The following is a 21,491-nucleotide window of genomic DNA, read 5'->3' as shown; positions in this document are numbered from 1 at the left end:
CGCGGCCATGATCAGCACGACGCTCTCGGGGTCGCGCCGGGCTGCGTGCAGAGTGGCGACCGCCACCGCTGCGGCGGAGTCACGCCGTTCGGGCTCGAGGATGATGTCGGCTTGGATGCCCGCCTGCTGCAGTTGCTCGGCGACGATGAAGCGCGCGTCGCTGCTGGTCAGCACGGTGGGGCGGGCGAACACGCCGGTATCGACCAGGCGCTGGGCGGTGGCCTGGAAGGTCGAGGTCTTGGGGTCCACGAGCGGCGTGAACTGCTTGGGCATGCTCTCGCGCGATGCCGGCCACAGCCGCGTGCCCGAACCGCCACAGAGAATGATCGGGTAAATCAAAGCGTCGGCAGACTCGGACATTCTCGCGTTCGCCTCGTCGGGAGCTAAGCGCATCGAGCCGGCCGACCCGCCGCAATCCGCATTCCAACCTGATCGTCACCTAACAGGTTACACTACCCCCCACCAGTCCGGACGCGCCGGCGACGATGGCCACCTATCCGGTAACCTTAAGGCAGACCTGGCTTTTTTGCTATGGGGCGGACGCAAGCTATAGCGTTGCGGAGACCCGGAAGCCGGGCTTCAGCGTCGCGGTTTCACCGGCTTGCGGGTCGCCGGCTGCGGTCGCCCGATCGGCTTGCGGGGCGTCTGCGCGGCCAGGGCCGCGCGTGCGATGTCCTGAGGACGCGGCGCTCCGCTCGCGATCAGCTTCAGGGCTTCCGCCATCTCTTCGATCATCTGGGCCGATTCACCCTCCAGGGTCTCCTCGGCCCTGATCCCGTTCAGTTCCGGGGCGATCTCCTCGGCCGCCTCGCGCAATTCATCGACGAGTTCGGCGGGCGACCAGCGGGGGTAGGACGTTTGCGGCATGCCGCATCATGCCAGGGCGCCCTGGCTCCGACAACGGCCGACGCTGCCGATCGGGTGTCGGAATCGCGTAGGTCGCCCGCCGATCGGCGACCAAACACCCCGCTGCAGCGGCGGCTGGACGGGGTCTCTGCCTGCCATGGACCTCAGCGGCCGCCCGGTCCCCCATTGGCGCTACCGTTGGGGAAGGCTTGCTCCGGCCGGCTCGCATTGCCCCCCGCGGCTGAGTTCGTGGTCACGGTATCGGCGCCCGTGGCCCCGTACGAGATGACCAGGTCGCGGCTGTTGCCGGTGGTGTTGGGCTGGTTCTGGATAATGACGCCGCGACGGTCGTGCGGGGCCAGCACCCCCTGCGCCTGCACGGATGACGTCATCACGATCGCGAGCGCACCCGCGCTCAACAGGGGAGCGGACATCTTCATGGGAAAACCCCGAGGGTTAGGTCTGACGCTTCAACCTGCATGGGCGGGGGGCTGTTCCTGTGACGAAGCCGCGCCCCCGGGCGGGGATCCGTGCAGTCCGACCGCTTTCCCGCCCGGCCTGGGTGCACGCCGTACGCCGTACGCTGGCACGGTTCGGAGGCGGCAAGACGTCTGAGAACAACCGACCACAGAGCCGATCCGCGCGTTCCGTTCGGCCAACGGCGGCGTCCGGAAGCGCCGAGATGAAATCCAATGGGACCGGCCTCGTCTGCGCGCCGATCACCGGGGAGCCGGATGGCGAGCGGGGGGTCGGCATCACGGCGGGCTGGGGCTGGGCGGGGCGGGGCGGGGCGGTTCCGCTCTGGGGCGGCGAGGTGGCAAAACTCACCCCCGGCATCACCCAGGGCGGCAGCGTCCGGGCCTCCACGCTGCCGAAGACCGTCGTCGCACGTCGAACGATCGGATCCCGGGCGGGGAAGGCCTGCGCCCGCACCACGAGGCGGGCCGCCGGCCGGCGGCCCGAACGCCAACCTCAGTCCGGGATCTCGGCTGCGCGCCTCGGCTCGCGCTGCGGATTGCCGTTCTGTCGCTGCCGGAAGGCGTAGAGAGCGGGATAGGTCCGCAGGCGGGCCCGCATCAGTGAGCCCAGCGGGCGGTGCGCCGCCAGACTGTGTCCGGGGCGAAACGACATCACGTCGTTCATGAAGGTCCTGCGCGCCGCGCCCATGGCCTCCTGCCGGGGGAGCACGAGGCGGGCCACCGGCCGATACGGGCTCTCCGCCTCCGGCCACGGCACGGAGGCATCCTCCACCGGCATCGTCGCGAGATCCGTACAGAGCTGAACCCGGATCTCGAAGGCGGCCTCCTGCTCATGGAAATATGCCACGGTGGCGTCCCGGAAGACGTCCGGATTGCGGGTATCCAACGGGTCCCGGCTCAAGCCGTCCTGCCCGGACGAAACCGGTACGGCGACGATTTTGGCGATGTAGTCGCCGTAGCGCAGGGCAGCCTGCGAATAGTAGCAGTCGGCCAGCGGATGGCGGGCCGAGTGGCCGAAGAAATCCAGGAGGGAACTGTCGCCGCCGGTCACGGCCTTCACCACGCTGTTGAGGGCGCCTGCCGTCGCCGACACGGCCGCCTTCATCCCGTCGGGCACGCTTCCACCCGCGCCGGCCTCCAATCCCTTCATGGCACCGAGAAAGCTCGCGGCCGTGCCGTTGGGGAAGACCGGCCCCGTGGCGAGGACGAAATCCTGCGTGTCGGCGTCATGGTCCGGCAGTGTCTCGCCCTCCACACCGAACACCTTGATCGCCATGCCGCGGTGGGTGTGCACCTTGTCCGGCAGGTGTTCGCCCGGCCCCTGGGCGAGACGAACGGCAACTTCGTAGCCGCCCGGTTTCGCGAAGACGCCCTGACGCAACTCCGGTGGGAGATCGTCGCGCACCTGCAGCGTGCCCTTCAGGAAGGCCGACGCCTTGGCATGGGATGCCCGGACCGCACGGTGTTCGCGCGCCTGGACCTTCTCGCTCGCGTGAGTCATCGCCGCGATGATCTTGGCGATCGTCGCGTCCTCGTCAGGCGCCCTCACTTCGATGCTATCGCTGTAGCGGAGGGGTGGGCGGGTCTCGGCCATACCGAAGTCCTATCGGGGTGCGTGTCCAAGCGAACCTCGGCGCTCGGCCCGGGTTTCCGGCCGTGACGCCGGGCCCGCCTCACAATCGCGGCACCCGATGTCTCCGGCATCCGCGGAAGGTCCGACGATGTCGAGCAGCCTGCCGGACGGGACCTCGACGCGGGGCCGGTCATGTCTTCCCGAGGGATTCCGGGAACACCCGGGGAGGCGCTGCGCTTCTCAGGTCGGAACGGTCCGACGGACGACGGAGGCTTCGAAGTCATGCTCAGGCACGCCCCCCTCATCGCAGGCGCGATCCTGATCGGCCTCGCGGGCTCCGCAGCGGCCGCGGACGGTTCGGGCAAGGCCGGGGAAAGGCCCCGGTCGGGGTCGGACGCCCCGGCGGGCTCCGGGACGACGAGCGTCGGAGCCGGCGGGCTGACCGGCTCTGGGGCGATTGAGGAGGGCAGCCACCGGGCCGGCCCAGATGCAGCCTCGGACAAGGAGCCCGCGCCGTCGCGCCCCGGCGCCCCGGGGGCGCCGGCCGCCGGAACCACCCGATAGCGGGGATCCGGCAGCGAACGAGCCTACTGGCTCCGGCGTCCGAACGAGACGGCGTAGGCCTGGACCCGCGCGTCGATCAGGGGATCGTCCGAGACCTCGACGCCGTCCGTGAGCGCGTTCGGCATGAACAGCAGCGCCTTCTCGGCCTCGGCGCTGTCGGGCACGACCTTGGAGACGGTGAGGACGCCCAGGTCGACGATTCTCCGGTCCTCGGGCCAGGGCTTGGTGGCGTCGTTGGTCGGGTCGCCCGGCGCGGCGAGCTGCGCCTGAACGGTGAAGCGTGCCGGCTCCACCGCGATGCGGGGACCGATCTCCGCCATCAGGTAATTCGGTTCACGCTTGGCCGCGTCCTCGGGCGAGAGGATGTCCTCGCCCTGAACCGGCACGAAGCGGAAGCGGAACGGTTGGCGCTTGCCGTCCTTGTCGACGAAAACGAAGGCGTTCACGCCGTTATAGGTCTGTCGCGCCAGGCTCGACGGGGTCTTGGCCGTGCCGCCGGCCGTGGCTGCGGCCGGATGGGCGGCGGTGAACCGCTCGAGCGCGGTCGGGTGCGCCGCGTCCGGGCCGCTGTCGGCGACGGCCTGGAGCAGGTCGCGGAACGCCTCACCGGTCGCGACCGGGAAGTACTTGAGCGCGTTCAGGACGACGTCCATCTCCGAGCCGTCAACGAGCTTAAACTTCAGCGACATCCCGTGCGGATTGGCGTTCTTCGAGCCGTCGGGGATCGTCGGCACGCCGGTCGCATCCGAGAACCGGATCGTCACCGGGACGGGCGGCCCCTGGAACAGCGACGCCTTGCTGATCCCCGCGGCCTCGGCCGAAGGGATGAAGCTGCCTTCCGCCACCACGCCCTTGGCATGGTTGGCGCGCTTGCCCGGATGCGACCCGAACAGCTTGTTCATGACGTTGATGGTCTGCTCGGCGGTCGTCGCCTCCTCGGCGAAGACTGGCGTTACTGTGGCGACAGCAAAGGCAACACCGGCCGCGAGGGTGTACTTGATGCTCGATGAACGCATGACGATCCTCAGGGGAGCGTCGACGCTGGACGCGTCGACCGGCTGGGCTTGGAGTCGTTCTTAAGCGCGAACGACGACGGTCGACAATGCCGGGATTGCTACGCGATCCGGACCCGGCCGGCCCATCACCATCGCGTCACGAAGACATGGTCTCGACAGGGGCCGAGCCCGCTGCCACCATCGGATTCCGGCCCGGGACCTTTACCATTGCTCGATCCCGCCCCATGCAGGGCCGGTGCGTCGCGCCGGCGAGACGAACAGGTTCAGAATGCGTGTATCGGCCTCCCGCGCGGTGATCGTTCAACCCGGTGGCGGCTTCGACGCCGTCGGCTTCGGCGAGCGACCGGTTCCGGAACCCGGCCCCGGCGAGATCACCGTCCGCCTGCGGGCGAGTTCTCTCAACTATCACGACTACGCCGTGGTGAGCGGCATGTGGGGCCCGAGCGAACCGCGCGTGCCGATGTCGGATGGGGCCGGTGAGGTCGAAGCCGTGGGTCCGGGGGTCGACGCCTTCGTGGTCGGCGACCGCGTGGTCAGCACCTTCTTTCCGACCTGGACGGAAGGCAGCCCCCAGGTCGAGGGATTCGCGACCGTGCCGGGCGACGGCATCGACGGGTATGCCCGCGAGCGCGTCACGGCCTCCGCGATGGCGTTCACCCACGCGCCGCGGGGATGGGACCATGCCGAGGCGGCGACCCTGACGACGGCCGCGCTCACGGCCTGGCGGGCCCTGCACGGGGATGCGGGCCTGAAGAGCGGCGACGTCGTCCTGGTTCAGGGCACCGGAGGCGTCTCGCTCTTCGCCCTGCAATTCGCCAAGGCCGCCGGCGCCACGGTGGTCGCCACCTCGTCGAGCGCGGAGAAGCTCGAGCGCCTGCGCGCCCTGGGGGCGGACCACGTCCTGAATTACCGGTCCGACACCAGCTGGGGTGAAACGGCCCGACGCCTGACCGACGGGCGTGGAGTCGACCACGTCCTCGACGTCGGAGGGCCGGCGACCCTGGAGCAGTCGATGGCCGCCGTGCGGGTGGGCGGGCACATCTCGGTGATCGGCATCCTGACCGGTGTCGCCGGCCCACTCCCCCTGGTGCCGGCCCTGCTTCGGCAGATCCGCCTCCAGGGCGTGCTCGTCGGCAGTCGACGCCAGCAGATCGAGATGGTCCGGGGCATCGAGGCCTGCGGGCTGCGTCCGATCGTCGACCGCCGCTATCCCCTGGCGGATCTCGTCGCGGCGTTCCGGCACCAGGAAAGCAACCGGCACTTCGGCAAGATCTGTATCGAGATCTGATCCGCCGCCGCGCGCCTCAGCCGACCCGGAACAGGAGGGCGACGGCCGCCACGGCTATGACCGCGAAGGTCGCGAGGATCCCGCCCCCGCGGCAGGCGAATTGGCGTGGCGAATTCTTCGGGGCGAACATCCCGAACGGGTGCAGCACCCGCGCCACCAGCAAAGCGATCAGGAGGCTGCGGACCAGGGTCGGGCTCCCCCCGCCCGCTTCCAGCAGAGCGACGAGGATCAGCGCCAGCGGCACGTACTCCCCAAAATTGCCCTGCGCGCGGATGCGCTTCTCCAGGTTCGGATTCCCACCGTCCCCATGCAGGACGTCCGCCGACAGGCGGCCCGCAACGACCCAGGACGAGAGGCCGACATAGAGAAGGGCGAACGCGGTCGCGTAGAAAGCCGTGAGGGCAGGATAGATCACGGGGTCACTCCGGTAGGTCGGATCTCGATGGCGTGCGCGGACAGGGTCGACGGCAGGACGTTTGAACCCAAGCTCAGCGGGGACCCTGGGCGGTGCGGCTCGGATCGTCGGCCGGGTCGATGTAGTTCAGACCGAAGGGGCCGGTCCCGTTGACCTGCAGTTCCACGGGCTCGCTCGTAGTCCAGAGGGCGTGCGGCATGTCCTGCGGCAGGTAGACGAAGCCGCCGGCGCGCAGCGGTTTGCCGGCGCTCTTGTCCAGCGTCGCACCGTGCTGATGGTAGATGGAGCCGGCCAGGATAGTCAGTGTTTCGGCCTGCGCATGCGTGTGCGGGGCGATCACGGTCTCGGCGGGAAACTTGATGCGAAGCACGAAGGGCCCGGGCTTGGCCGGATCACCCGCCACCCGGCTGATCTGCGTGCCCTTGGGCAGGTTCGCCGGACCGGCCTCGTAGACCACGCTGGCCGCGTCCGGAACGGTGACGCTGCCATGCCCCGCATGGTCGCCCGCCGCCGCGACGGCCGTGCCCGCAACGGGGATCACCAGCAATGCGGCGGCGAGGGTTCGTGCGAGCGGGCTCATGGATGTCCTAGCTGCGAGGAGCGGGAGGAGGCGGTCTTGGGAAGGCACCGGCCAAGCCTCAGTGCCCGGCGCCGGGCTCATGGATGGGACATCCATTGAAGCGCTGGCGAAACTCGGCCGAGTGCCTGTAGGGGGCGTTGCGGGCACGATTGATGTTGCCAAGGGGCTGATGGGCGGCGAGGCCCGTCCAGATGCTGAAGCGCATCGCTTCGTCGACCGCCTGGACGCGCGACGGATCCCAGCTGTCCTGCGGCCGGACGGTGATCAGCCCGACGCGCTGGAACGGAGCTTCCACCTCGTCCCACTCCACCGTCGGATCCTCGACGGGCTGGCGCGCGAGGTCGCGGCAGAGCTGGACGCGGAACTCCCAGACGCCCTCGATGCCGCGCATCTCGGACTGCACCGTCTCGCGGATCGCATTGGGACGACCGGACGCGTCGATCTCGTTCCCGGTCAGCGCGGTGAGCGCCGGGGCAACCGGAGCGACCGAGAACTTGGCGATGTAGTCGCCGTACCGGAACGGCGTGACGCTGTAGTAGGTCTCGCCGAGCGGGTCGACGTTGGGTGCGCCGCCGAGGGACGCCAGCGTCGTGCTCTCGACGCCCACGGCCTGAAGCGCCTTGTTGACGCCCCGCAGCACCGTCGAGGCCGCGACCTTCAGGCCCTCGGCCCGGTCGGTGGTGCCGGCCAACAGCTTCAGGCTGCCGAGGAACTTCTGGGCGCTTGGGGCCTGGAAGACCTTGCCGTTGACCATGATGAAGTTCTGGGTGGCGCCGTCGGCGCCGGCCAGGCGCTCGCCCTCGACGTCGAGCACCTTCAGCGCGAGACCCCGCGGCAGCGAGACGGCGTCGGGGAGGATATCGCCCGCGTTGGTGGACAGGCGCATGAAGACCTTGTGCGTCCCGGGGCGGGCGAACAGGCCCTGGGCGAGTTCTGCGGGCAGGGCGTCATCGATGCGGAGCTCGCCCTCCAGGATGCCGTGCGACTTGGCATGCACCGAACGCACCGCATGTCCGGAATCCTCGGCCACGGTCTGCAGGATCTTGTCGAAGGTCTGGTTGAGCTGCGCGATGGTCTCGTTCTCATCGGACGTCACCGTCTCGACATCGGGACTGTAGCGAACGGGGGCTTGCAAGGTCAGGAACTCCGGTCGGGATCGGTTTGCAGATGAACGGACCGGTCCGGTCTCCGTTCCGGGTTGGTCCCCTTCAACGCTCCGTGAACGCGCCGCCGAGGCGGCGTCAGGCGCCGATCCCGCCGGTCTCACGCGGGATGGCGGTCGTCCCAGAACCCGAACCGCCCGCGGAAGCCGGATTCCTCCGGTTCGCGGTCTCGCGGAGGCTTCGGGGGAGACAGGCCCGGTCCAAATCGAGCGATCGCCGTTCTCGATCCCGGCTGCGGGTCCGACCCGGACGCCGTCCTGCCTCCGGCTCAGCGCGGCGCGTGGATGTCCTTGCGGCTGCGGAGGAGGCCGGGCGGAAGCCCGGGTCGCAGGTCGGCGGCCATCGCCCATTCCCAGAGTGCGCGGTCCAGATCCTGAAGGGTGACGCCGAAGCTTCGGGAGAGGTCACGGCAGAACGCGAGGTAGCGGAGGTAGAGGTCGAGCGGCAGAGACGCCTTCGCACCGATCTCGAGCGGTCCGCAGCCGAGGGCCTTGAGGCCCCGAGGGTCGATGACGGCGTAATGGTCCGGACGGATCGCGGCCAGGATCGCCGACGCGACGGGCACGGCCACGCCAGAGAGACCGGTGAGGACCGACACGGCCACCCGCGGGGTCGTGGCGAGCAGCGCCGTCCGCAGGGCGTCGGCGACCTCCTCGTCGCTGTTCCTCCGTTGACGACTCCGGCCACGGTCGCTGACCTTCCAGGTCAGGATCGGGGCGAGGTTCTCACGCGTGCAGGCGCCGTGCCGGATGCGCGCGCCGGCGGCGAGGGCCGCCCGCTCCTTCACGTCGATCCGATAGGCTGCCGCGAGGCGTGGAATCTCCAAGGGTGAGAATTGCAGGCGGAGCGGTCTTGCGGCGTCGCACTCCGGGCGCGATCGTCCGACGGCACGCGTCGCTCGGAGCGCGAGGGCCAAGATCAGGTCTACGATCTGGAGGACACGGCGTCGCGGCGCCCAAAAGCCGCCTCGCGAGCGGCTGAAACCGCCACGCGGGCAGCACCTGTCGGAGTTTCGTGGTCGCGCCTCATGCCATCGAATCCCGTCATCCGCGGCAGCCCTGAGCGCGGGCACCCGTCGCAAATACGTAGAAAGATGTTACGATCGTCGCAATATGATGCACGCATCCGATAATCCACCTCTCGCCATCGACCTCGCCCTGGGCGGCACGATCACCGTCGGGTCGCACCGCATCTCGGTCGCCGAGGCCGTCACGGTGCTCGACGCGATCGCGGAGACGGGCTCCGTCCAGGGCATCGCGACCGCGCTCGGCCTCTCCTACCGGGCGGCCTGGGAGCGTCTTCGTGCCCTCGAAGCCGGCCTCGGGCACCAGCTCGTGCAGAAGACGCGCGGGCACGGCAGCGCGCTGACGCCCACGGGTGTGCTGCTGCGCGAGTCCCTGGGAACGGCCGCGGCCGGTCTCGCGGCGCCGATGGCCCGGGAAGCACGCGCCATCGGTGCCCGCCTCGCGCCGGTCCTGACCGGGGCCCTGCGCCCCGTCACGCTGGTCGCCAGCCACGACCTGCTCATCATGGACGTCGCCGCGACCTGGCCGAAGCTCGCCCTGGCGATCGCCGGCAGCGAGGATGCCGTGGCGCGCCTGACCGAGGCCCGTGCCGATGCAGCCGGATTCCACTGCGGTGCCGTCGACTGGCCGACGGCCGGTCCCGCCTTCGCGGACCTCGCGGCCGATCCCGGGTTCCGGGTCAGGATCCTGTTCGAGCGCGAGCAGGGATTGATGCTCGCGGCCGGCAATCCCCTCGGCATCCGCGGCGTGGACGACCTCGCCGCCGGAAATGCCCGGTACGTCAATCGCCAGAAGGGGTCGGGCACCCGGGTGTGGTTCGATCGGCTTCTCGCCCAGCACGACATTCCGGCCGAACGGATCCGGGGCTACGCCACCGAGGAATTCACGCATCAGGCGGTCGCCGCCGTGATTGCCTACGGCGCGGCCGATGCCGGGCTCGGTGCGCGGGCGGCGGCCGACCGGTTCGGACTCGATTTTCTCTCCGTGGGCTGGGAGCGCTACTACCTCGCGACCGCCCAATCCCGGATCGACGCGACCTTCGACGCCCTCGCGGAGGCCCTGGCCGAGCGCGCGTGCCGGACATCCGGCTACCGCCCGCCCGAGACCGTGCGGGGCATCGGGCAAGGGACTGCCGTTCCCGGGGCGCCGCTTCTCTAATCCGGCAGGATCGGCGCGCAGACGGCATGTCCATGGCCCGGCAGTGCGACCACCGCCACGGCGACGCCGTAGATCCGCGCCAGGGTCTCGGGCGTGATCGTCGCGGCCGGAGTCCCGAGGGCGAGGAGTCGGCCCTCGTGCAGGAGGGCCACCCGGTCGGCGCACAGGAAGGCGTGGTCCGGGTCGTGCGTCGAGAGGACGACCGCGATACCCGATCGCGACAGGCGACGGATCTGGCCGAGCACCCGGGCCTGGTTGCCGAAATCGAGGCTGGCGGTGGGCTCGTCCATCACGACGATCCGGGGTTCGCCGGCGAGCGCGCGGGCGATCAGCACCATCTGGCGCTCGCCGCCGCTGATCTCGGTGTAGATCCGTTCCGCGAGGTGCCCGATCTCCAGGGTTTCGAGAACTCGCTCGGCCACGGCGTGGTCGGCCGGGCCGGGGCTCGCGAAGACGCCGAGCCGGCTCGCGCGCCCCATCAGGACGACGTCGCGCACCCGGAACGGAAAGAACCCGCCCTGCGCCTGGGGGACGTAGCCGAGGCTCGCCGCCAGCCGGCGCCGAGACCAGCGGCCGAGCTCCTCCCCGTCGAGGCGGATGCGGCCGCCGAGGGGCGGGAGCAGGCCCAGGAGCGTCTTGAACAGCGTGGTCTTGCCGCCGCCATTCGGGCCCAGCAGGCACAGCACCTCCCCGGGCTCCACGGTGAGGGCGAGGCCGGCGCCGATGCGACGGCGCCCGTAGCCGAAGGCGAGATCCTCGACGCTGAGCATCAGGCCCAGCCCCGCCGGCCGCTGGCAAGGAGCCAGAGGAAGAACGGCGCGCCGATGAGCGCGGTCAGGATGCCGAGCGGCACCTCGATGGGGGCGATGGTGCGGGCCACGAGGTCGACGGCGAGCAGGTAGCCCGCGCCGAGAACCAGGGAAGCCGGCAGCAGGCGGCGGAAATCCGGGCCCACCAGCAGCCGGGCCACGTGCGGCACCAGGAGGCCGATCCAACCGATCACCCCCGTCACCGACACCGAGGCGGCGGTGACCAGGGTGGCGGCGGCGATCAGGACCGGGCGCAGGACCCGGGTCTCGACCCCGAGGGCGCGCGCTTCCTCCTCGCCAAGACTCATCAGGTTCATGCGCCAGCGCAGGAGCACCAGGGGCGCCAGACCGAGGCCGATCGCCGGCAGGATCGCACCGACATCCCCCGACGTCACCGAAGCGAGGCTGCCGAGGAGCCAGTAGGTGATGGCGGGCAACTGGTTGTAGGGATCGGCCAGGACCTTCAGGAGCGCGATGGCCGAACCCAGCACGGCCCCGATGGCGACGCCGGCCAGGACCAGCGTCAGCACCGGGTCCTGACCGCGCACCGCCGCGCCCACCGCGTAGACGGCGGCGACCGCGCCGAGGCCGCCGGCGAAGGCGAGCCCCTGGATCGCCGCCACGGGCAGGGACAGGAAGATGCCGAGCACCGCCCCGAGGCTCGCCCCCGCCGAGACCCCGAGAATGTCCGGCGAGACCAGGGGGTTCCGGAACAGGCCCTGGTAGGTCGCCCCGGCCGCCGCGAGACTCGCCCCCACCACCAGGGCGGCGAGTACACGGGGCAGGCGGACCTGGAGGATGACGGTCTGCATTGCCGGGTCGGCCCGCGCGGGCAGGCCGACGAGCCGGGCCCCGAGGATCTCGACCACGTCGCCGAGGGGAACGGCGAAGCGCCCGGTGGCCAGCGCCAGCACCACCAGGGCGAGGAGCCCCAGCATGGGCGCCAGGACGGGCCAGATCCGCGCCCATCGCCGGCGTTCCGCCTTCTCCGGCAGGGCGAGGGCCTCCGTCTCCGGCGTCACGGCTTCGGACCGGGTGCGGCGCCCGAGAGCAGCGCCGCCACCTGCCCGTCATCGAGATCCACATGGTAGAAGCGCCGGTAGAAGTCCCGCGTCGCCGCCTCCAGGCCGGTCGGGAACAGGTCCGGGTAGAGCACCTGCGCCAGCCAGCGGATGCCGATCAGGCGATTGGCCCCGGGCGGTGCATCGAACCAGCCGAAGGGCAGGGCCGGCACCTGGTAGACCCGGCCCGCGCGGACGGCCCGGAGGCCGGACCAGAGCGGGTCTTGCGCGATCCCACGCCGGAAGCCGGCATCCTGGGTGAGGATCACGTCCGGGTCCCAGGCCAGCACCTGTTCCGGCGAGACGGTGGCGATCCCGCCGGGGCCGGCCGCCGCCGCGACGTTCCGGGCTCCGACCACGCCGAGGAGCTCGACGTTGATCGACCCGCCGAGACCGGTCTCGAGCCCCTTCGGACCGCGGGCGTAGTAGACCCGCGGGCGCCGCGCCTCCGGCACCGTCGCGATCACCCGGGCCACATCCGCCACCGCGGCCTCGGCCGCGCCCGCCAGGTCCGCCGCCGCCGCGTCCAGGCCCAGCAGGGCGCCGAGGCGCCGATAGCTCTCCGCGGTCTTCTCGAAATGCCCGTCGAGGAGCACGTAGGGAATCCCGGTCTGGGCCTGGACCCGGTCGGCGAGGGACGCGTAGGTCGGCGCCGTGCTGCCGACATCGAGGATGAGATCGGGCTTGAGGCCGAGGACCGCCTCGACGTTCGCGGTCCCGCCGCGCCCGGTCAGGCGCCCCGTGACGGGCAGGTCGCGGGTCGCGGGAGCGAGAAAGGGCTTCTCCTCCGGGGTCGGGCTGCGGATCCAGCCGACCATCCGGTCCGGCGCCAGGTTGTAGAGCAGGACGGAGGCCGGCGGGCCGGCCGCCAGGATTCGGGCGGGGCGCTCGGGCACCGCGACGGTCCGGCCGGCGGCATCGGTGAAGGGCCGTGCGTCGAGGGGGCCGCCGAGACCGAGCCCCGCCAGCAAGGGAACGAGGCGAAGGGTGGCGTGACGCGCACGGCGCAGACCGCCATGCGGACGTGGAAACGGTGCCGTGTTCACAGGAGAACGATCCCCAGACGAGCGGGTGTCCGCGTCAGTGTAGTGGGTCCGGCAGCCGGCGCCTACGGACGGGATGTCCGGGCCGGTGCAGGCCGCAGAGCGCCGATGCGGCGCAGACGGGACGACAGGCGCTACGCCGCACGGGATCGCTCGGCGTTGCAGGAGGGCAAGAGAGACAAGGTCACGACCGGGCCTTTCGTCCGCAGGGGAATCGGTGCCGCGGACCCACGCAACTGCGCCGCGATCGTCCGGCTCGCCCGGAACGAGACGATGCGCTTCTCGCCCACCAGGACCGGGGCGCCGGACGCCAGGTTTCGCCCCGGGCGCGGCGCCCGGGGGACGGCCGAGAAGACGCCGAGCCCCCGCAATTCGACCCGGTCGTCCGCAGCCAGGGCTTCGGCGATCCGTGCCAGGATGGCGTTCACCACGGCGTCCGCCTCCGCGGCTCCGAGATGCGGGTGTTGCTCGCACATGCGGGCGATCAGACCGGACTTGATCATGGTGGGAACTCAGCACCTGCGAGTGATCGAGAGGAGGGAGAAGTTTCGCGTCTTCTCGCACCGGACGCAGAGGCCGGTTTCCGCCCCAGCAGTGTCTTCCGGCTCGATGGATCCGGGCGCCGTGCGCTCGCGTGTCATCGGAGACTGTTCTCACGAACGTCGACGGCGCAGGCCCGCGACGCGTCCGCCTTCCCGATCCGCTCATCCAGGGTCCGCGCCAGCTGTCGCGCGATGCCCACCAGCGCGGCGACCATCGGCGTCGCCGGTTCGCGTTGCGGCACGACGAGGCCGATCGTGTGCTCGATCTCCGGCTCGACGATCGGGATCGTCCGCAGACCCGGCATCGGCCCGAGGGCGTCAGCCAGCGCGGCCGGCATGATGCTCGACCAGTGCAGGGTGCGCACATGGCTCATCAGGACGATCATCGAATTCGACTCGAGGGTCGGCGCAGGGTCGCTCCCCGAGGCCCGAAGCTGCTGATCGACGATGCGCCGGTTCTGCATGTCGGGCGTCAGCAGGCAGAGCGGCGTCCGGCTGACTTCGGACCAGGTGATGCTGGTGCGCCCGTCGTGCTGGCCGCCGGCCGCGGTGAGAAGCTGGTAGCGCTCCTTAAAGAGCGGGATCGTCGTGACCCGACTCAGCGGCTCACGGTCGAGATAGGTGAGACCGGCATCCGCCACGAGGTTCTCGATCAGGTCGAGGATGGTCGCCGACGTCGCCGACAGGACGCTGAGGCGGACGTCCGGATAGCGGAGATGATACGGGGTGGTCAGCGCGGAGATCATCGGAAGGACGGTCGGGATCGCGGCGATCCGCAGGTGTCCCGCCGGTCCCCGGCGCAGGGTCGCGACATCCTCGCGCATCGCGCGCGCATCGGCGACGATCCGCCGGGCCCAGGCCAGAACCCGTTCGCCCTCGGGCGTGAATCCCTGAAACCGGGAGCCGCGCTGCACCAGCCGGGTCCCGAGTTGGTTCTCCAGGCTCTTCACACCGGCCGACAGCGTCTGCTGCGTCACGCAGCACGCGTCCGCGGCGCGCCCGAAATGGTGCTCCCGCGACAGGGCGAGGAGAAGGTCGAGTTTGTCGATCACGGGTCCGGGAGAGGAAGCATGGCGCCGTCAGGCTCCGAGACGACCGGTGGTATACATCCGATGAGATCGGCTCAATAAGTCGTAGACTTCCATTGGCCGTGTGAGTTAGGGCCTGGCTCTTGGCGGGATCGGACGTATGCGGCCCCGACCCGGAGGCGTGCCGCGAAGAACCCGCGACGACTGGCGTTGGAAGGGTCCAGAGTCGGTGCTGACGGATTTGGCCAGGACGAGGGGTGACTGATCGGCGCCTCGAGAGGATCGGTCTCAGGACGCCACAGAGGTCTACGCGAGGCCCCGTCCAGCATCCCGGCCCTGGCATCGCGTCCAACGGACGAGAAATCGAACCGGCATTCACGATCAGGCGCTGCGGGCGCCCCGATCGACGCTCAATCTTGCGACGGACGACGCATGACCGCTCGGCTGGGACCGATCGAGCGGGACCGACGCCCCGCCAGCCCCGGCGCGCCTAGACCAGTCTCCTCCTCGAAATCCCGCCCGCGGATGCCGATGCCCTGCTCGCCGCCTGGACGGCCGACGCAGAGATCATGAAGCGCCAGCCCGGATTCGTCTCGGCACCGCGGCAGCGCGGGCAGCGCGGGCAGCGCGGGCAGCGCGGGCAGGGGCGTCTTCCTGAACGACGCCGTCTGGGACAGCGTCGCGGCGTTCCGTGCGGCCTTCACCGATCCCGAGTTCCGAGCCCGTCTCGCCGATGATCCGGCGAGCGCCACCGCGAGCCCGCACCTCTTCCGCACGGTCGCCGTTCCGGCCCTCTGCGCGGCGTGAACCCCAGCCTTCCTTCCGACGAGATCGCCCTGCGCGAGAACGCGACCGACAAGGCCGACGTCATCGGCGCCGGCGCCGTGGCGGATCCCGCACTCGGACTGGCGGCGGAGGCGGTCCCGAGCCTCGGAGCGCGGCTTCCGGGAACGGACGCCCTGCAACGGATGAGCGTGAGCGACCCGAGGCGTCCGCAGACCGAGGACCAATTTCTCGGACCGGTCGCAGCACGTGCGGACAGGTCCCGCCCCACCCCTACCTCAGGCGGCGCCGTCATGGCTGGCGAAGAGCCCTCGCTCGCCAACAGGTCGAGCGGACGATCAGGATCGGCCGAACCGTGCCGTTTCGCCCTGCATCGCATGACGTCCGATCCGTATCCTTCACGGTTCGGGAAAGGCTTGCCCGGCGAACGACAGGACCCGCTGCACGCATGACGGGCGTCGATTCAGCTCGTAAGGTCCGGCCTGGAGATTGAGCATGGCGCACCCTCACGATCATGATGACCATTCCCATGGGAGGCACCCGGCAACCGAACTCTCGCCGATGGAATTGCGGGTGCGCGCCCTGGAATACATCCTCGTGGACAAGGGCTACGTCGACCCGGCCGCCCTCGATGCGCTGATCGAGACCTACGAGACCAAGGTCGGCCCGCATAACGGGGCCCGGGTGGTGGCGCGGGCCTGGGTCGATCCCGGCTTTCGCGCCCGCCTGCTCGCGGATGCCACTCCGGCCATGCGCGAGCTCGGCGTCGGCGGGCGGGGTGGTGAGCACATGGTCGTCGTCGCCAACACCCCCGAGGAACACAACCTCGTGGTCTGCACGCTCTGCTCCTGCTACCCGTGGCCGGTGCTCGGCCTGCCACCGATCTGGTACAAGTCGCCCCCCTACCGCTCGCGCGCCGTGATCGAGCCGCGCGCGGTGCTGGCCGAGTTCGGCGTGACGCTGCCGGTCGAACAGCGCATCCGGGTCTGGGATTCCACCGCCGAGCTGCGCTACATGGTGTTGCCGATGCGTCCCGCCGGAACGGAAGAACTGGACGAGGCAGCCCTCGCGGCCCTCGTCACCCGGGATGCGATGATCGGCACCGGCCTTCCGCGCGCGCCGGCAACGACCGCATGAACGGGGGGCAGGACCTCGGCGGCATGCACGGCTTCGGCCCTGTCGCGCCCGAAGCCGACGAGCCGCGCTTCCATGCGGCCTGGGAGAAGCGCGTCTTCGGCCTCGCGATGGCCATGGGCCTCTCCGGCGCCTGGAACCTCGATGCCAGCCGGTCGGCCCGCGAGGCGCTGCCGCCGGGCGAGTACCTCGCTTCCAGCTATTACGCGATCTGACTCAAGGCGCTGGAACGCCAGGTGCAGCACCACGGCCTCGTCACGCCCGAGGAGCTGTCCACCGGCATCGCGTCGGCTCCCGCCGCTCCGGTCAAGCGCGTCCTTCAGGGGGAAGAGGTGGCGCCGCTCTTCGCGCGGGGCTTCCCGAGCGACCGGCCCGTCCCCGACCCGGCGCGCTTCTCGCCGGGCGACCGCGTCCGCGCCCGGATCATCCATCCGGCGGGACACACGCGCCTGCCGCGCTACGTGCGGGGCCAGATCGGGACCATCGAGGCGGTGCATGGCGGCTTCGTCTTTCCCGACACGAACGCGCAGCTCGCCGGCGAGGCGCCGCAATGGCTCTACACCGTCCGGTTCTCGGGCCGCGACCTCTGGGGGGACCAGGCCGAACCCGGCCACACCGTCTCGGTGAACGCCTTCGAGAGCTACCTGGAACCCGTCGAACCGGTACGCTCCGCATGAGCGCCGATCAGATTCCCTGGGACGACGGGGCCGATCCGGTCTTTGCCGAGCCCTGGGAGGCCCAGGCCTTCGCCCTGGTGGTGGCGCTCCACGACCGCGGCCTGTTCGACTGGAGCGAATGGGCGGAGGCGCTCGGGGCGCAGACGCGGCGCACCGGGCAGGCGGCGGACTATGCCACCTGGCTCGCGACCCTCGAAGGCCTGCTCGCGGCCCGCGGCATCGCGGCGCCCGAACGCCTCGCCGCGCGCCGGGCCGCCTTCGCCCGGGCCGCCGCGGCGACACCGCACGGCGAGCCGATCCTCCTGGCGAACGATCCGCTCGCGGCCACCCGTCCGGGGTGAGGGGCCGAGACGCCGCGAGAACCGGGCGGGTGCGTGAGCCGTCGCTCCGCAAACGTGGGGCCGGATCGGAGCAGGCGATCTCGGATCGAACGGTCGAGCGTCCTGAACCCGGCCCGAGGCGATGACGGCGCTTGTCGATCCGACAGGACGGGGCGACACGATCGGCGATGCCTCCGTCGCGTGCACGGGCCTGACACGGATCAGCGTCGGGAGCGACTGGGAGAACACCGAAAGGAATGGCGGAGACGGAGGGATTCGAACCCTCGATACCCCTTTCGGGGTATGCTCATTTAGCAAACGAGTGCCTTCAGCCGCTCGGCCACGTCTCCGCAGGCGGTCGATCTAGAATTTCGCATTCGGCGGGTCAAGCTGCGATTGGCGCGGCCGCCGGGAAATCGATGCCTTCCGGGCGGGCGTGCCGTCGCGGCCACAGGCTCGGTCGATGCCCCGGGGCCGCCGGACGGGCCGGGCAGGGCGGCTCTCGCGGCCGCCGTGCCGTCTCAGGCGCCGACGCTGGCGGCGAGGCGCTTGCGCTGGATCTTGCCGTTCGCCGTGCGCGGCAGCGCATCCAGGAAGCGCACTTCGCGGGGGCACTTGTAGGTCGCGAGGCGATCGAGACACCAGGCCATGATGTCGTCGGCGTCCAGCACGGCATCGGGCTTCGGCACGACGAAGGCGGTGATGACGCTGAGGTCGGCCCGCACCGCCATCTCCGCGACGCCGACCTCGGCGACGTCGGGATGCTCGATCACGACTCCCTCGATCTCGTTCGGCGAGACCCGGTAGCCGAAGGCGTTCATGAGGTCGTCGTTGCGGCCGTGGAAGGTCAGGTAGCCGTCCGCATCGAGGCTCGCGCGGTCGCCACCGACGAACCAGTCGCCACGCATCACCGCGGCCTCCTCCTCGGGCCGGTTCCAGTAGCCCAGCATCAGGCCGGGCTCGGAGCGGTGGATGGCGAGGAGGCCGACCTCTCCGGGCGGCAGCGGCTCGGCCGGGCCCTCGGCCGGCAGGATCGCCACGCGGCGCCCGGGCTGCGGTTTGCCGGGGGAGCCGGGGCGCACGGGGATCGTCGGGCCGCTCGAGACGTAGGTCGAGCACTCGCTCATCCCGAGGGCCTCGTAGAGGGGCTTGCCAGTCGCCTGCGTCCAGGCCGCGAGGAGCTCGGGCGACAGGGCCTCTCCCGCCGTCACCCCGTGGCGCAGGGTGCCGAGATCGACGGCCCCGAGATCGGCATATTTCAGGATCTGGCGGTAGAGGCTCGGCACGGCGGCGAAGAGCGTTGCCCGATGGCGGGCGATGAGGGCCGGCCAGATCGCCGGATCGCGCGGGCCGTCGTAGAGCACCGCCGTGGCGCCGCAGGCCCAGGGATCGGTGATCCCGACGCCCAGCGTGTAGGTCCAGTTCATCGTACCGGCATGGAGCATGACGTCGTGCTCCGACAGGCCGAGCCAGTGCGCGTGCATCGGCCGGCGCCCGCGGATGGCGCGATGCGCGTGCAGGACGCCCTTGGGCCGGCTGGTCGTGCCGGAGGTGTAGACCAGGGTCGCGGGGTCCTCGGCCCGGGTGTCCGCGTAATCGGGCAGCACCGGCCCGGCCTTCATCACGGCGATGTCGTCGGGCCGGAGCAGGATTCGCCTCCCGAGCCCGGCCGGATCGACGGCATGGCCCGCCCCCACGACCACGACGGACGCGCCCGCATTCTCCATCAGGAACGCGGCCTCGGGCTCGGTCAGTTGCGGCGAGGCCGGCAGGGCCACGAAGCCGGCGGCCAGGGCTCCGAAGTAGACCAGCACGTAGTCCGCCTCGTTGCCCATGCGAATCATCACGCGCGCGCCGGGCGCGAGGCCGAGGGACCGAAGCCCGGCCCCGATGGCCCGGACCGCCCGATCGACCTCGCCGAAGGTCAGGACGCGAACGTCGTCGCCGGCTCCCGCCATGATGAGCGCCGTCTTGTGGGCGCGCAGGCGGGCATTCTCGGCAAGGCAAAAGCGCGCGCCGTTGAACGGCGGGGCCTCGGCGGCGGTGGCAAGGGATGAGGTCAAGCGAGGGCTCCGTGGCGACCCGCGCAAGGAAGCCGAAAGCGGGCGCCTCGACAAGGGCACCCGCTCCCCGTTTCCGACGCGCCGCCCCGCGGCGCGGCCGGCCCTCAGCCGGCGATTTCCTTGGCGGCGACGAGCATCTCCTTCATCGCTTCCGCGGCGGCCTGGTAGGCGGGGGTTCCGACATCCCAGTTGCTGGCCTTGAGGGCTTCCAGCATCTTGCCGGCTTCCGCGAAGGCCTTGCTCTCCGCAGCCACCAGCCGGGCGAAGGCGGGGTGGGCGGCCGGTGCCGTCCCGGCCAGGTCCGTCTTCAGGCTCCGGCCGGGCTGGCCCGACGGGGTGGCCAGGATCGGATCCGGCTGGGCCATGCCGACGAGAACCCGGGCGAGCTTGCGCTTCCACGCGCCGAGATCGGCCGGCAGGCGCACCAGGGCGTAGACCGGCACGTCGCGGGCATTCGCGTTCAGCGCCGTCTGGCCTGTGGCCTCGGCGCGCACGAGTCGGCTCGTGATCTTCTCGATCTCCTCGTGGGTCTTCGAGGCCTTCGCGGCGATGTTCTGCACGCTGGTGGAGATTTCCGAGGTCGCGGCCCGCTGTTGTCCCAGCATGTGCGAGATCGCCTGGTTCAGGTCGCTCGCCTGCGCGATGCGGGCATTGGTCTCGACGATCCGGTGCTCGAGGTGATCGACGATGGTGCGGCCCGTGGTGACGGCGCTGCGGCTCTCGTGAACCGCCTCCGAGATTGCGCCCATCTCGGCGGTGAGGGTGCTCAGCAGCCCGCGGATCTCCCCGGTGGACTTGGCGGTCTGGGCGGAGAGCGACTTCACCTCGGCGGCCACCACGGAGAACCCGCGGCCAGCCTCGCCCGCCCGGGCGGCCTCGATGGTGGCGTTGAGGGCCAGGAGATTGGTCTGCGCCGAAATCGCCGCGATGGTGGTGGCCATCACCTCGATCTGCGCGATGGCGCGCTCGAGGACGACGACGCGATCGGAGATCTGCGAGGTCCGGACATCGATCTCGTGCATCGCCGTGCGCGCCTTCTGCGCGTCCTGGATGCAGGCCTGGGTCTCCGCGAGGGCATCCCGCGCGACGGTCACCACGGTCTCGGAGGTCTGCGCCACCTCCGCCACGGAGGCCGCCATCTCCTCGGCGGCGCCCGCGATCGTCTGGGTGGCGCTCGCCACCTCACCGACGTCGTAGGTCATCCAACCCGTGTTCGTCGCAGCTTCCGAGGCCTCGCGGGCCACGGAGGCGGTGGTGGCCAGGCTGCGCAGGAGATCGGCTTCGCGATTCGCATGCAACCGCTCGATCGCGGCGCGGAGCGGCCCCTCGGGCAGATCGACCGATGCGAGATTTTGGCTCACCATCAGGGATTCCACCGCCTGTACCAGACGGGCTTCGTCGCGGATCCCAGCGGCATCCGGCGCCGTCTCGGTGACGGGCGACTTCGGGGTGGAACGAGCGAAGGGAAGGCCGAGCATCGCGGTTGGTCCTGTAAGGCGTAGCGATGTGATCTACCGATCTTCCATTAATGTATCCTTATGGCCTGAAACACCCGCTCAAAATCGAGAAGCGTTCCGTCTCGCACCGCGATGCGCTGTTGTGCAACGCGAACAATTAACGGGCAGCTCGCCGCAATCAGTGCTTGTTGTCTACCACCAGTTTTGGTTCGGCAAGCTTTAGCTTTTCATTATAATTTAGTTAAAATTCCATATTGATTGTTAATATCTACGACGAATTCATAACCCTCGCGGAGGCCCGAGGGCTCGTCCGTCCGGTCCAGCCCAGGTGAGACACCCGGCCGAACGCGACGTCCACTTCGACACAGGCCGGCGATGCCGGGAGGCCCGCGCGCAGCCCGGGGGATCGCCGCCCGAAACCTCCGGCGAGACCGAGGAGCGTCCGCCTGGACCAAATCTGTTCAGGC

At 70.5% G+C, this 21,491-nt stretch carries 20 protein-coding genes, 1 tRNA gene and 2 pseudogenes; 6 read left to right on the top strand and 17 right to left on the bottom strand.

Going from position 1 to position 21,491, the window contains the following annotated elements:
* The 3 genes from ASG63_RS05510 to ASG63_RS05500 all read right to left on the bottom strand — a co-directional run.
* The coding region (locus tag ASG63_RS05510) for a sugar phosphate nucleotidyltransferase (RefSeq protein ID WP_244479818.1) at window positions 1–360 on the bottom strand (360 nt) is incomplete at its 3' end.
* Window positions 361–579: 219 nt separating this feature from the next.
* Window positions 580–867, bottom strand: coding sequence for a hypothetical protein (locus ASG63_RS05505; RefSeq protein ID WP_056212881.1), 288 nt, complete (start codon window positions 865–867; stop codon window positions 580–582).
* A 143-nt stretch (window positions 868–1,010) separates the two neighbouring features.
* Window positions 1,011–1,238 (bottom strand): hypothetical protein, encoded by a 228-nt coding sequence (locus tag ASG63_RS05500; RefSeq protein ID WP_156394074.1) that lies wholly within the window; start codon window positions 1,236–1,238, stop codon window positions 1,011–1,013.
* Between the two features lie 302 nt (window positions 1,239–1,540).
* Between ASG63_RS05500 and ASG63_RS26780 the strand changes: the two are divergent.
* Window positions 1,541–1,738, top strand: a pseudogene (locus tag ASG63_RS26780) (PQQ-dependent dehydrogenase, methanol/ethanol family); the annotation flags it as partial.
* Window positions 1,739–1,818: 80 nt separating this feature from the next.
* Here ASG63_RS26780 and ASG63_RS05495 read toward each other — a convergent pair.
* Both ASG63_RS05495 and ASG63_RS05485 read right to left on the bottom strand, forming a co-directional pair.
* Entirely contained in the window at window positions 1,819–2,919 is a 1,101-nt protein-coding gene (locus ASG63_RS05495; RefSeq protein ID WP_056212879.1) for a catalase family protein, read from the bottom strand.
* A gap of 566 nt (window positions 2,920–3,485) precedes the next feature.
* A complete protein-coding gene (locus tag ASG63_RS05485) occupies window positions 3,486–4,478 on the bottom strand; it encodes a catalase family peroxidase (protein WP_056212875.1) in 993 nt (330 codons plus the stop codon).
* 268 nt (window positions 4,479–4,746) lie between these two features.
* On the opposite strand from ASG63_RS05485, the gene ASG63_RS05480 reads away from it, so the two are divergent.
* Complete coding sequence (locus ASG63_RS05480; protein WP_056212873.1) at window positions 4,747–5,766, top strand: zinc-dependent alcohol dehydrogenase family protein; 1,020 nt, start codon at window positions 4,747–4,749, stop codon at window positions 5,764–5,766.
* 16 nt (window positions 5,767–5,782) lie between these two features.
* Here the strand turns inward: ASG63_RS05480 and ASG63_RS05475 are convergent, their stop codons facing one another.
* The 4 genes from ASG63_RS05475 to ASG63_RS05460 all read right to left on the bottom strand — a co-directional run bounded on the left by ASG63_RS05475 (window position 5,783) and on the right by ASG63_RS05460 (window position 8,750).
* Window positions 5,783–6,181, bottom strand: a complete 399-nt coding sequence (locus tag ASG63_RS05475) for an MAPEG family protein (protein ID WP_056212870.1) — start codon at window positions 6,179–6,181, stop codon at window positions 5,783–5,785.
* A 73-nt stretch (window positions 6,182–6,254) separates the two neighbouring features.
* Entirely contained in the window at window positions 6,255–6,761 is a 507-nt protein-coding gene (locus ASG63_RS05470; RefSeq protein ID WP_056212867.1) for a cupin domain-containing protein, read from the bottom strand.
* Between the two features lie 58 nt (window positions 6,762–6,819).
* Window positions 6,820–7,896 (bottom strand): catalase family protein, encoded by a 1,077-nt coding sequence (locus ASG63_RS05465; RefSeq protein WP_056212865.1) that lies wholly within the window; start codon window positions 7,894–7,896, stop codon window positions 6,820–6,822.
* Between the two features lie 296 nt (window positions 7,897–8,192).
* Window positions 8,193–8,750, bottom strand: coding sequence for a hypothetical protein (locus tag ASG63_RS05460; RefSeq protein WP_056212862.1), 558 nt, complete (start codon window positions 8,748–8,750; stop codon window positions 8,193–8,195).
* 286 nt (window positions 8,751–9,036) lie between these two features.
* Between ASG63_RS05460 and ASG63_RS05455 the strand changes: the two genes are divergently transcribed.
* Complete coding sequence (locus tag ASG63_RS05455; RefSeq protein ID WP_056212860.1) at window positions 9,037–10,107, top strand: substrate-binding domain-containing protein; 1,071 nt, start codon at window positions 9,037–9,039, stop codon at window positions 10,105–10,107.
* Here ASG63_RS05455 and ASG63_RS05450 read toward each other — a convergent pair.
* The 5 genes from ASG63_RS05450 to ASG63_RS05430 all read right to left on the bottom strand — a co-directional run bounded on the left by ASG63_RS05450 (window position 10,104) and on the right by ASG63_RS05430 (window position 14,614).
* Entirely contained in the window at window positions 10,104–10,880 is a 777-nt protein-coding gene (locus ASG63_RS05450) for an ABC transporter ATP-binding protein (protein WP_056212901.1), read from the bottom strand. The two genes, ASG63_RS05455 and ASG63_RS05450, sit on opposite strands and share 4 nt — an antisense overlap.
* Window positions 10,877–11,854 carry a FecCD family ABC transporter permease gene (locus ASG63_RS05445; RefSeq protein WP_082559188.1) on the bottom strand — a complete coding sequence of 326 codons (978 nt, stop codon included), beginning with the start codon at window positions 11,852–11,854 and terminating at the stop codon, window positions 10,877–10,879. Before ASG63_RS05445 ends, ASG63_RS05450 begins: the two co-directional genes overlap by 4 nt.
* A gap of 80 nt (window positions 11,855–11,934) precedes the next feature.
* The gene (locus ASG63_RS05440; RefSeq protein WP_156394075.1) at window positions 11,935–12,948 is read right to left on the bottom strand and encodes an ABC transporter substrate-binding protein; all 1,014 of its coding nucleotides are present in this window, start codon (window positions 12,946–12,948) and stop codon (window positions 11,935–11,937) included.
* A 206-nt stretch (window positions 12,949–13,154) separates the two neighbouring features.
* A complete protein-coding gene (locus tag ASG63_RS05435) occupies window positions 13,155–13,523 on the bottom strand; it encodes an HU family DNA-binding protein (protein ID WP_082559187.1) in 369 nt (122 codons plus the stop codon).
* Window positions 13,524–13,657: 134 nt separating this feature from the next.
* Window positions 13,658–14,614 carry a LysR family transcriptional regulator gene (locus tag ASG63_RS05430; RefSeq protein WP_056212858.1) on the bottom strand — a complete coding sequence of 319 codons (957 nt, stop codon included), beginning with the start codon at window positions 14,612–14,614 and terminating at the stop codon, window positions 13,658–13,660.
* Window positions 14,615–15,868: 1,254 nt separating this feature from the next.
* Between ASG63_RS05430 and nthA the strand changes: the two genes are divergently transcribed.
* The 3 genes and pseudogenes from nthA to ASG63_RS05410 all read left to right on the top strand — a co-directional run bounded on the left by nthA (window position 15,869) and on the right by ASG63_RS05410 (window position 17,525).
* Complete coding sequence (gene nthA, locus ASG63_RS05420; protein WP_056212854.1) at window positions 15,869–16,510, top strand: nitrile hydratase subunit alpha; 642 nt, start codon at window positions 15,869–15,871, stop codon at window positions 16,508–16,510.
* Window positions 16,507–17,184, top strand: a pseudogene (nthB, locus tag ASG63_RS05415) (nitrile hydratase subunit beta). Before nthA ends, nthB begins: the two are co-directional and overlap by 4 nt.
* On the top strand, window positions 17,181–17,525 hold the full coding sequence (locus ASG63_RS05410) for a nitrile hydratase accessory protein (protein ID WP_056212852.1): 345 nt from the start codon (window positions 17,181–17,183) through the stop codon (window positions 17,523–17,525). The pseudogene nthB and the gene ASG63_RS05410 overlap by 4 nt, the downstream one beginning before the upstream one ends.
* Before the next feature lie 237 nt (window positions 17,526–17,762).
* On the opposite strand, the gene ASG63_RS05405 is transcribed toward ASG63_RS05410, so the two are convergent.
* From ASG63_RS05405 to ASG63_RS05395, 3 genes are all read right to left on the bottom strand, one after another.
* Window positions 17,763–17,854 (bottom strand) — tRNA-Ser (locus ASG63_RS05405).
* A 171-nt stretch (window positions 17,855–18,025) separates the two neighbouring features.
* Window positions 18,026–19,567, bottom strand: coding sequence for a class I adenylate-forming enzyme family protein (locus tag ASG63_RS05400; RefSeq protein WP_056212850.1), 1,542 nt, complete (start codon window positions 19,565–19,567; stop codon window positions 18,026–18,028).
* Window positions 19,568–19,671: 104 nt separating this feature from the next.
* Window positions 19,672–21,045, bottom strand: a complete 1,374-nt coding sequence (locus ASG63_RS05395; protein WP_056212848.1) for a methyl-accepting chemotaxis protein — start codon at window positions 21,043–21,045, stop codon at window positions 19,672–19,674.
* Window positions 21,046–21,491: the final 446 nt, after the last annotated feature.

The organism is Methylobacterium sp. Leaf94 (genome assembly GCF_001426045.1).
Classification (GTDB): domain Bacteria; phylum Pseudomonadota; class Alphaproteobacteria; order Rhizobiales; family Beijerinckiaceae; genus Methylobacterium.
Note: the sequence above shows the minus strand (reverse complement) of the source record. Positions and strands in the feature narration are given on the sequence as shown.

Excerpts from the sequence above, each read along its gene's own strand:
- ASG63_RS05500 (WP_156394074.1), bottom strand. The coding sequence starts at position 1,238 with ATGACGTCATCCGTGCAGGCGCAGGGGGTGCTGGCCCCGCACGACCGT.
- nthA (WP_056212854.1), top strand. The coding sequence starts at position 15,869 with ATGGCGCACCCTCACGATCATGATGACCATTCCCATGGGAGGCACCCG.
- ASG63_RS05455 (WP_056212860.1), top strand. The coding sequence starts at position 9,037 with ATGATGCACGCATCCGATAATCCACCTCTCGCCATCGACCTCGCCCTG.
- ASG63_RS05435 (WP_082559187.1), bottom strand. The coding sequence starts at position 13,523 with ATGATCAAGTCCGGTCTGATCGCCCGCATGTGCGAGCAACACCCGCAT.
- ASG63_RS05470 (WP_056212867.1), bottom strand. The coding sequence starts at position 6,761 with ATGAGCCCGCTCGCACGAACCCTCGCCGCCGCATTGCTGGTGATCCCC.
- ASG63_RS05445 (WP_082559188.1), bottom strand. The coding sequence starts at position 11,854 with ATGCTGGGGCTCCTCGCCCTGGTGGTGCTGGCGCTGGCCACCGGGCGC.
- ASG63_RS05410 (WP_056212852.1), top strand. The coding sequence starts at position 17,181 with ATGAGCGCCGATCAGATTCCCTGGGACGACGGGGCCGATCCGGTCTTT.
- ASG63_RS05495 (WP_056212879.1), bottom strand. The coding sequence starts at position 2,919 with ATGGCCGAGACCCGCCCACCCCTCCGCTACAGCGATAGCATCGAAGTG.
- ASG63_RS05485 (WP_056212875.1), bottom strand. The coding sequence starts at position 4,478 with ATGCGTTCATCGAGCATCAAGTACACCCTCGCGGCCGGTGTTGCCTTT.
- ASG63_RS05505 (WP_056212881.1), bottom strand. The coding sequence starts at position 867 with ATGCCGCAAACGTCCTACCCCCGCTGGTCGCCCGCCGAACTCGTCGAT.
- ASG63_RS05395 (WP_056212848.1), bottom strand. The coding sequence starts at position 21,045 with ATGCTCGGCCTTCCCTTCGCTCGTTCCACCCCGAAGTCGCCCGTCACC.
- ASG63_RS05480 (WP_056212873.1), top strand. The coding sequence starts at position 4,747 with ATGCGTGTATCGGCCTCCCGCGCGGTGATCGTTCAACCCGGTGGCGGC.